The organism is Sorangium sp. So ce887 (genome assembly GCF_051521455.1).
Classification (GTDB): Bacteria; Myxococcota_A; Polyangia; order Polyangiales; family Polyangiaceae; genus Sorangium.
Genome location: NZ_CP150354.1, coordinates 3692143 through 3702438, shown reverse-complemented (window position 1 = coordinate 3702438; position 10296 = coordinate 3692143). Strand labels below are relative to the sequence as shown.

Sequence of the window (10296 nt, the reverse complement as noted above, 5' to 3'; positions counted from 1 at the left end):
CACGACCGAAGAGAAGCTGCGTGCGTACCTCAAGCAGGCGATGGGCGAGCTGCGCCAGGCGCACGATCGTCTGCGCGTCGTCGAAGAGAGCAAGAGCGAGCCGATCGCGATCGTCGCGATGGGCTGCCGATTCCCGGGAGGCGTTCGATCGCCCGAGGATCTCTGGGCGCTCCTCGTGGACGGCACGGACGCGATCTCGCCGTTCCCCGCGAGCCGCGGGTGGAACTTCGACGCGCTCGCCGGCGGCGGCGACGCGGCGCGCGAGGGCGGCTTCGTGGAGGACGCCGACCTCTTCGATCCGGCGTTCTTCTCGATAAGCCCGCGCGAGGCGCGCGACATGGATCCGCAGCAGCGCGTGCTGCTCGAGATCGCGTGGGAGACGATCGAGCGCGCGGGGATCGATCCCGCGTCGCTGAGCGGCACGAACGCCGGCGTCTTCGTCGGGGTGATGCAGGGCGACTACGGGAGCTCGTCGCCGCGCGCGACGCGCGGTCACGACGGGTACGCCGTCACGGGGCGGGTCGCCAGCGTCGCGTCCGGGCGCATCGCGTACACGCTCGGCCTCGGCGGGCCGGCGATCAGCATCGACACGGCGTGCAGCTCGTCGCTCGTCGCCCTCCACCTCGCCGCGCGCGCCCTCCGCGAAGGCGAGTGCTCTCTCGCGCTCGCCGGCGGCGTCACGATCATGGCGACGCCGGACGTCTTCGTCGAGCTCGGCACGCAGCACGCCGGCGCGCCCGACGGGCGATGCAAATCGTTCGCGGCCGGAGCGGACGGCGCGGGCTGGGCCGAAGGCGCCGGGATGCTGCTCCTCGAACGCCTCTCGGACGCGCACAAGAACGGCCACCCCGTCCTCGCCGTGCTCCGAGGCTCGGCGATCAACCAGGACGGCAAGAGCCAGGGGCTCACGGCGCCGAACGGCCCTGCGCAGGAGCGCGTCATTCGCGCGGCGCTCGCGAGCGCACGCCTCGCAGCGAGCGACGTGCACGCCGTCGAGGCGCACGGTACCGGCACGACGCTCGGTGATCCCATCGAGGCGCAGGCGCTTCTCGCGACGTACGGCCAGGCGCGCTCGAAGGAACATCCACTCTGGCTCGGGAGCCTCAAGTCGAACGTCGGGCACATGCAGGCGGCCGCGGGCGTCGGCGGCGTCATCAAGATGGTGCTCGCGCTGCGCCACGGTCTCCTGCCGAAGACGCTGCACGCCGCGAGCCCGTCGCCGCACGTCGACTGGTCGCCGGGGACGGTGCGCCTCCTGACCGACTCGGTCCGGTGGAACCCAGACGGGCTTCCTCGGCGCGCAGGCGTCTCGTCGTTCGGCATCTCGGGCACGAACGCCCACGTCATCCTCGAAGAGGCACCGGCGGACGCGGCGCCTCCGGCCCCCGACGCGCGCCCCCCTGCCGGCGCTCTGCCGTTCCTGCTCTCGGCGAAGACCGCGGCCGCGCTGCGGGCGCAAGCCGCGCGTCTCCACGCGCACGTCGCGCGCGATCCCGAGGTCGCCCTCGTCGACGTCGCGGCGTCGCTCGCGACCACGCGGTCGCATCTCGAGCATCGCGCCGCCATCGTGGCAGACGATCGCGCCGCGCTGCTCTCGGCGCTCGCGGCGCTGGCCGAGGGGCGCGCGGAGACAGGCACGGTGGCCGGCGAGGCGATCCCGTCGGGCAAGGTCGCGTTCGTCTTCCCCGGACAGGGCTCCCAGTGGCCAGCCATGGCGCGCGCCCTGCTCGCGTCCTCCGCCGTGTTCCGCGCCGAGATCGAGGCCTGCGAGCGCGCCCTCGCGCCTCACGTCGACTGGTCGCTCCTCGCCGTGCTCGGTGACGACGACGCGCGCGGCGCGCCCATGCTCGAGCGCGTCGACGTCGTCCAGCCCGTCCTGTTCGCCGTCATGGTCGCGCTCGCCGCCACCTGGCTCGCCGCCGGCGTCACGCCCGACGCCGTGGTGGGCCACAGCCAGGGCGAGATCGCGGCCGCTTACGTGGCCGGCGCCCTCTCCCTCGACGACGCCGTCAGGGTCGTCGCGCTCCGCTCACGCGCCATCACCAAGATCGCCGGTCTCGGCGCCATGGCCGCCGTCGAGCTCACCACCGCCGACCTCGAGGCGCGCCTCGCGCGCTTCGGGGGACGCCTCGCCATCGCGGCGATCAACAGCCCTCACGCTGCGCTCGTCTCCGGAGACCCCGACGCGATCGACGAGCTGGTCGCAGAGCTCACCGGCGCGCAGCTCTTCGCCCGTAAAGTCCGCGTCGACTACGCCTCGCACTCCCCCCACGTGGAGGCCATCGAGCGGACGCTCCTCGACGCCCTCGACGGCATCGCGCCGCGGGCCGCGAAGGTCCCGCTGTACTCCGCCGTCACGGGCGAGAGGCTTGATGGCGAGGTCCTCGGCGCCGCCCACTGGTACCGGAACCTCCGCCACACGGTCCGCTTCGAGCACGCCACCCGCGCCCTGCTCGACGACGGCCATCGCTTCTTCCTCGAGGTCAGCCCTCACCCCGTCCTCACCGTGGCCCTGCGCGACACGATCGAGGCCTCGGGACACGACGCGGTCGCCTCCGCGTCGCTTCGCCGCGACGAAGGAGACCTCGCGCGCTTCAACCTCTCGCTCGCCGAGCTCCACACGAGAGGCCTCGCCGTCGACTGGTGCGCCTTCTTCGCCCCCTTCGCGCCGCGCATCGTCACGCTCCCGACCTACGCGTTTCAGCGCGAGCGCTTCTGGCTCGATGCGCCCGAGGCGCGCCCCGGCGACGCGACACGCTCGGCGACGAGCGCCGCCGACGACGCGCTCTGGCAGGCGATTGACCGCGGCGACGTCGACGCGCTCTCCGAGACGCTCGGCGTCGACGGAGACGAGGCGCGCGCCGCGATCACCGCCGTCGCCCCGGCGCTCTCGACGTGGCGGCAGAGGCGGCACGCCCAGAGCACGGCCGACGCGTGGCGGTACCGCGTCGTGTGGAAATCGACGAGCGCGCCGCAAAACGCCGGTGTCGAAGGGACGTGGCTCGCGATCGCGCCGGCGGCCGGGGGCGAGCTCGCCCGCGCCGTGACCGCCGCGCTCGCCGCTCGCGGCGCGGCGGTCGTCACCGTCGACGTGACGCACGACGATGCCGACCGCGGTCGCCTCGCGACGCGCCTGCGCGCGGCGATCGCCGACGGCGTCACCGTGCGAGGCGTCCTGTCGTTCGCGGCGCTCGACGAGACGCCGCTGCCCACGCACACGGCGGTGCCGACCGGGCTCGCGCTCACGCTCGCCCTCGCGCAGGCGCTCGGCGACGCGGGGATCGCCGCGCCGCTCTGGCTGGTCACGCGCGGCGCCGTCTCGATCGGGAGCGCCGACCGGCTCACGCGTCCTGCGCAAGCGATGACGTGGGGCCTCGGGCGCGTCGTCGGCCTCGAGCACCCCGAGCGCTGGGGCGGCCTCGTCGACGTCGGAGAGTCGCTCGGCGCGGGGAGCGCGCTCGACGCGAGGGCGCTCGCGCACCTCGTCGCGTTGATCGCGCAGCGCGGCGACGAGGACCAGGTCGCGCTCCGCCCCGCTGGTCTCTTCGCGCGGCGGCTCGTGCGCGCGCCGCTCGGCGAGGCCCCGGCGATCCGCAAGCTCGCGCCGCGCGGGGCGGTCCTCGTGACGGGCGGCACCGGCGCGATCGGCGCGCACGTCGCGCGCTGGCTCGCCGAGCACGGCGCCGAGCACGTCGTCCTCACGAGCCGGCGCGGCGCGGCCGCCCCGGGAGCCGACGCGCTGCGCGACGAGCTCACCGCGCGCGGCGCGCGCGTGACGATCGCCGCGTGCGACGTCGCCGACCGCGAGGCGATCGCGGCGCTCGTGCGCGACGTCGAGGCCGATGGGCCCGTGACGGCCGTCTTCCACGCCGGCGGCGTCGGCCCGCAGGCGGCGCTCGCGGCGACCGATATCGCCGATCTCGCCGACGCGGTCGCCGGAAAGGCCGGGGGTGCTCGGCACCTCGACGAGCTCTTCGGCGATCGCGCGCTCGACGCGTTCGTGCTGTTTTCGTCGGGCGCGGGCGTCTGGGGCGGCGGGCAGCAGGGCGCGTATGCGGCCGCGAACGCGTTCCTGGACGCGCTCGCAGAAGAGCGGCGCGCCCGCGGGCTCGCGGCGACGTCCGTCGCGTGGGGCGCCTGGGCCGGCGGAGGCATGCTCGCGGAAAACGTCGAGGCGGACGCGCGCCTCCGCCGCGTGGGCTTTTCGCCGATGGCGCCGCCGCTCGCCGTCGCCGCGCTCGCGCGCGCCCTCGAGCACGATGAGACGAGCGTCGCCGTCGCGGACATCGACTGGGCGCGCTTCGCCCCGTCGTTCGCGTCGGCGCGCCCGCGTCCCCTCATCGGTGAGATCGCCGAAGCCCGTCGCGCCCTCGACGCGCTCGCGGAGCCGGCGGCGGCGTCGCACGGCGAGGCTCCGCTGCTCTCGGCCCTCCGCGCGCTCGCCGAGGTCGATCGCCTCCCGCACCTCGTGGCGCTCGTGCTCGCGGAGACGGCCGCCGTGCTCGGGCACGCGGACGCCTCGCGGATCGAGCCTCATCGCGGCTTCTTCGATCTCGGGCTCGACTCGCTCATGTCCGTCGAGCTGCGCCGCCGCCTTCGAAGAGCGACCGGCGTGGCGCTCCCCGCGACGGTCACGTTCGACCACCCGTCGCCCCGTCGCGTCGCGACCTTCTTGCGTAACACGCTCGCCCACGCGCTCGGCGAGGTGCACCCCGAGCGCGACGCCGGCGCGCCCGAGAGAGAGCGCGCGCCCCTCGACGAGCCGATCGCGATCGTCGGGATCGGCCTGCGCCTCCCCGGCGGCGTGACGGACACCGACGGGCTCTTCCGGTTCCTCGAAGAGGAGCGCGACGCCGTCGGTTCGATCCCCGCGCAGCGCTGGGACGCGGACGCGGCGTACGATCCCGACCCGAACGCGCCCGGAAAGAGCTACGTCCGGCGCGCGGCGCTCCTCGATCGCGTCGACCTCTTCGACGCGGCGTTCTTCGGCATCAGCCCGCGCGAGGCGAAGCACATCGATCCTCAGCACCGCATCTTGCTGGAGACGGCGTGGCAGGCGCTCGAGACCGCGGGGATCGTGCCGGGATCGCTGCGAGACACGCAGACAGGCGTCTTCGTCGGAGCGGGCGCGAGCGACTACGCCGCGCTCCGCGGCAGCCTCGAGGCGGCCGAGGCGTACGACTTCATGGGGACGATCTCGTCCTTCGCCGCGGGGCGCCTCGCCTTCACGCTCGGCCTCCAGGGGCCGGCGCTCTCTGTCGACACCGCGTGCTCGTCGTCGCTCGTCGCGCTCCACCTCGCGTGCCAGTCGCTGCGCCGCGGCGAGTGCGATCTCGCGCTCGCCGCGGGGGTCCAGGTGATGGCGCACGCCGAGCCGTTCGTGCTCCTCTCACGGACGCGCGCGCTCGCGCCCGACGGCCGCTCGAAGACGTTCTCCGCGAACGCCGACGGCTATGGGCGCGGCGAAGGCGCCGTCGTGCTCGCGCTCGAGCGCCTCGGCGACGCGCGCGCGCGCCGGCATCCGGTGCTCGCGGTCGTGCGCGGGAGCGCCGTCAACCACGACGGCGCCTCGAGCGGGATCACGACGCCGAACGGGACGGCGCAGCAGAAGGTGATCCGCGCCGCGCTCGCCGACGCGCGGCTCACGCCGGCGGACGTCGACGTCGTCGAGTGCCACGGCACGGGGACGTCGCTCGGCGATCCGATCGAGGTGAACGCGCTCGCAGCGGTGTACGGCGAAGGGCGGCCGGCCGAGAGCCCGCTCCTCGTCGGCGCGCTGAAGACGACCCTCGGGCACCTCGAGTTCGCGGCCGGGCTCGCCGGCGTGGCGAAGATGGTGGCCGCGCTGACGCACGCCGTGGTCCCGGCGACGCCGCACGCGAGCCCGCCGAACCCGCACATCGACTGGGATGCGATCCCGGTCCACGTGGTCGACGCGAAGCGCCCGTGGCCGCCGCTCGGGCGCCCGCGCCGCGCCGGTGTCACGGCGATCGGGCTCTCCGGAACGAACGCGCACGCGATCCTCGAAGAGGCGCCGCCGCCCGCGGAGGCTGAGGTGGGCGCACAGGGCAATGACGGTGCGGGCGCTCCGGCGCTGGTGTTCCTTCTGTCGGCGAAGACCGACGACGCGCTGCGTGCGCAAGCGGAGCGCCTTCGCGCGCACCTCGCCGCCGCCCCCGACCTCGCGCTCGCCGACGTCGCGCTGTCTCTCGCGACGACGCGCTCGCACTTCGACCGCCGCGCCGCGATCGTCGCGAAGGACCGCGACGCCCTCCTCACGGCCCTCGACGCGCTCGCGCGCGGCGCTCCGGCGCCGGGAGCTCAGATCGGCGACGCGGCTCCCAGCGGAAAGGTCGCCTTTGTCTTCCCCGGCCAGGGCTCGCAGTGGCCCGAGATGGCCGCGTCCCTTCTCGAGACCGACGCGGTCTTCCGCGAGCAGATCGAGGCGTGCGAGCGCGCGCTCGCGCCGCACGTCGCGTGGTCCCTCGGCGCGGTGCTCCGCGGAGAAGCCGTCGGGGGCGAGACCGCCGCGTTCCTCGACCGGGTCGACGTCGTCCAGCCGGTGCTCTTCGCCGTCATGGTGGCGCTCGCCGCGACGTGGCGCGCCATGGGCGTCGAGCCCGACGCCGTGGTCGGCCACAGCCAAGGCGAGATCGCCGCCGCGTACGTCGCGGGCGCGCTCTCGCTCGAGGACGCCGCGAAGGTCGTCGCCCTCCGCGCGCGCGCCATCACCAAGATCGCCGGACGCGGCGCGATGGCCGCCATCGAGCTGGGCGCCGACGAGCTCGACGCGCGCCTCGCCGCCTTCGACGGACGGGTCTCGATCGCCGCGATCAACAGCCCGCGTGCGACGCTCGTCGCCGGCGACGTCGACTCCATCGACGCGCTCGTCGGCGAGCTCGGCGCCGCGCAGATCTTCGCGCGCAAAGTGCGCGTCGACTACGCGTCGCACTCCGCGCACGTCGAAGCCATCGAGGCCGACCTCGCGACCCAGCTCGCGGGGATCACGCCACGCGCGTGCGTCGTGCCGCTCTACTCCGCCGTCACGGGCGCGAAGCTCGACGGGACCGCGCTCGACGCCGCACACTGGTACCGAAACCTCCGGCAGACGGTGCGCTTCGAAGACGCGACGCGGGCGCTGCTCGCCGACCAGCACCGCTTCTTCGTCGAGGTGAGCCCGCACCCCGTGCTCGGCCTCGCGCTCGGAGAGACGAGCGAAGCGGCCGGCGTGAGCGCCGCCGTCGTCGGCACGCTCCGGCGCGACGAAGGTGATCGCGCGCGCCTCCTCCTCGCGCTCGCCGAGCTCCACACCCGCGGGCGCGAGCACGACTGGGAGGCGTTCTTCGAGCCTCTCGGCGCCCGCCGGGTCGTGCTGCCGACGTACGCGTTCCAGCGCGAGCGCTTCTGGCTCGATCCGAAGGCGGCGCGCGCTGCCGACGTCGCGTCGGCCGGGCTCACACCCGCGGATCATCCGCTCCTCAGGGCCAGCGTCGCCCTCGCCGACGCGGACGGGTTCCTCTTCACAGGTCGCCTCGCGCTCGCGGAGCAGCCCTGGCTCGGGGGCCACGAGGTCTTCGGCGCGCGCATCCTGCCGGGCACGGCGTTCCTCGAGCTCGCGATCGCGGCGGCCCATCGCGCCGGGCTCGAGCGCGTCGAGGAGCTCTCGCTCGAAGCGCCGCTCGCGCTTCCGCCGAAGGGCGGCGTCGCGGTGCAGATCGCGATCGGCGCCCCCGACGAGACGGGGCGGCGAAGCATCGCGATCCATGCGCGGCCCGACGCCGGTCCGGACGAGCGCGCGCCGCACGACGGCGCGTGGGCGCGGCACGCGAGCGGGACCCTCGCGCCGCAGGCCGAGCAGGCCGCGTTCGATCTGCGCGCGTGGCCGCCTCCCCTCGCCATCCCGATCACGACCGACGGCTTCTACGACCGCATCACGGACGCGGGGATCGCGTACGGCGCGGAATTCCGCGGGCTGCGCGCGGCGTACCGCGGCGGCGACGACATCTTCGCCGAGGTCGCGCTGCCCGAGGAAGCGGAGGGCGACGCGCATCGGTTCGGGCTTCACCCCGCGCTGCTCGACGCCGCGCTGCAGGCCCTCGTGCTCGAGATCCCCGCAGATTCCGCGCGCGTGGCGATGCCGTTCGCGTGGTCCGGCGTGACGCTCCACGCCGTCGGCGCGAGCGCGGCTCGCGTGCGCCTCACGCGGCGCGACGACGAGACCGTCGCGATCGCGATCGCCGACGCGACGGGCGCGCCGGTCGCGTCGATCGAAGGGCTCGCGATGCGCGCGACGTCGCCCGAGAAGGTCCGCGCCGCGCTCGGCGTGGGGCGCGACGCGATCGCGCGCGAGGCGCTCTTCCGCGTCGACTGGACCGAGCTGCCCTCCCCCATGGACGCGCGCGGCGCAGGCCCCTGGGCGATCCTCGGCGGCGACGACGCGCTCGCGCGCGCCTTCGCGAGCGCGGGGATCGCTGTCGAAGCGCACCGTGACGTCGCCTCGATCACCGGCGCGCTCGCCCGCGGCGCCGCGCCGCCGAGCGTCGTCGTAGCGCCGTACGCGAGCTCCGAAGCGGTCGACTCCGCGGCGCGCGCGCACGAGGCCGCCGCGAGCGCGCTCGCGCTCCTCGAGGCGTGGCTCGCCGACGATCGCCTCGCGCCGTGCGCGCTCGTCGTGCTCACGACGCGCGCGATCGCCACGCGCCCCGACGAAGACGTCCGCGACCTCGCGCACGCGCCTCTCTGGGGGCTCCTCCGCGCGGCGCAGGCCGAGCGCCCGGACCGCGCGATCTTCGTCGTCGACACCGACGGCGAGGGCGCGTCGCACCGCGCGCTCGCGACGGCCCTCGACGGGGCGGAGCCGCAGCTGGCGCTCCGCGACGGACGGAGGCTCGCCCCGCGCCTCGCGCGCGCCACGACGGCCGCCGCCCCCGCGCCGCGCGCGCTCGATCCGAACGGAACGGTGCTGGTCACGGGCGGGACCGGCACGCTCGGCGCGCTCGTCGCGCGCCACCTCGTCGAAGGGCACGGGATCACGAACCTGCTCCTCACGTCGAGGACGGGCCCGGATGCACCTGGCGCCGAGGCGCTCCGGCGCGATCTCGAAGCCCGAGGCGCGCGCGTGACGATCGCCGCGTGCGACGTCGCGAGTCGCCCCGCGCTCGACGAGCTCGTCGGGTCGATCCCGCGCGAGCACCCGCTCACGGCGATCGTCCACGCCGCCGGCGCGACGGCAGACGGCGTCATCGGTGCCCTCACGCGCGACGCGCTCGCGGTCGTCTTCCGCGCGAAGGTCGACGGCGCGCTTCATCTCCACGAGATCTCGCGCGAGCGCGATCTCGCGGCGTTCGTCCTGTTCTCGTCGGTCTCGGGCGTGATCGGCGGCCCTGGGATGGCGAACTACGCGGCGGCGAACACGTTCCTCGACGCGCTCGCCCAGCGGCGACGAGCGCTCGGCCTGCCCGCGTCGTCGCTCGCGTGGGGCTACTGGGATCAGAGCACCGGGATGAGCGCGCACGTGGGCCCCGCGCTGCGCGCGCGCATGGCGCGTGGCGGTCTCCGCGCGCTCTCAGCGGAGGACGGGCTCGCCCTCTTCGACGTCGCGCTCGCGCACCCGGACGCCTCGCTCGTCCCCGCGCGCTTCGCGGCGAACGCCGACGGGACGGACGCGCTCTCGCCGCTCCTCCGCGGGCTCGCGCGCCCGAGGGCCGCGCGTCGCTCGGGCAGCGCGGGGACGGCGCGGGCCGCGCTCGCATCGGAGCGGATCGCCGGCCTCTCCGAGGCCGAGCGCGAAGGTGCCGTCGCCGACGTGGTGCGCGGCGAGATCGCCGCCGTCCTCGGCTACCGCACGCCGAGCGCGCTCGACATGAACCGTCCGCTCCGTGAAATCGGGCTCGACTCGCTCATGGCCCTCGAGCTCCGAAGAAGGCTCGCCGCCGCCTCGGAGCGAAAGCTCCCCACGACCCTCCTCTTCAACCACCCGACGCCCGCCGCGCTCGTGCGCGTCCTCCTCGCCGAGATCGCCGCGCACGGGAAGGCTCCGCCGCCCGGCGCGAGCGACGGAAGCGACGCGATCGATCGCCTCGAAGGCGCGCTCACCGCGGCCTACGCGAACACGGCGATCCGCGATCGCCTCACGGCGCGCCTCCAGGCGCTCCTCGCGACGTGGGACCGCGCGCGCGACGCCGTGGCGGACGGCGAGCTCGCGGACCGCGTGCGGGCGGCGAGCGACAAGGAGCTTCTGAGCATGTTCGACCGAGAGTTCACGACCGACGCAGGGACCGCCTCATGACGACCATG

Annotated in this window: 1 protein-coding gene and 1 pseudogene; both read left to right on the top strand. The window is 75.3% G+C overall.

Translation table 11 applies throughout. The annotated features are described in order from the left end of the window. Window positions 1-16: 16 nt before the first annotated feature. Window positions 17-9511, top strand: a pseudogene (locus WMF36_RS13780) (type I polyketide synthase); the annotation flags it as partial. Beyond that, on the top strand, window positions 9503-10288 hold the full coding sequence (locus WMF36_RS13775; RefSeq protein WP_437581912.1) for a phosphopantetheine-binding protein: 786 nt from the start codon (window positions 9503-9505) through the stop codon (window positions 10286-10288). The pseudogene WMF36_RS13780 and the gene WMF36_RS13775, both read left to right, overlap by 9 nt. Window positions 10289-10296: the final 8 nt, after the last annotated feature.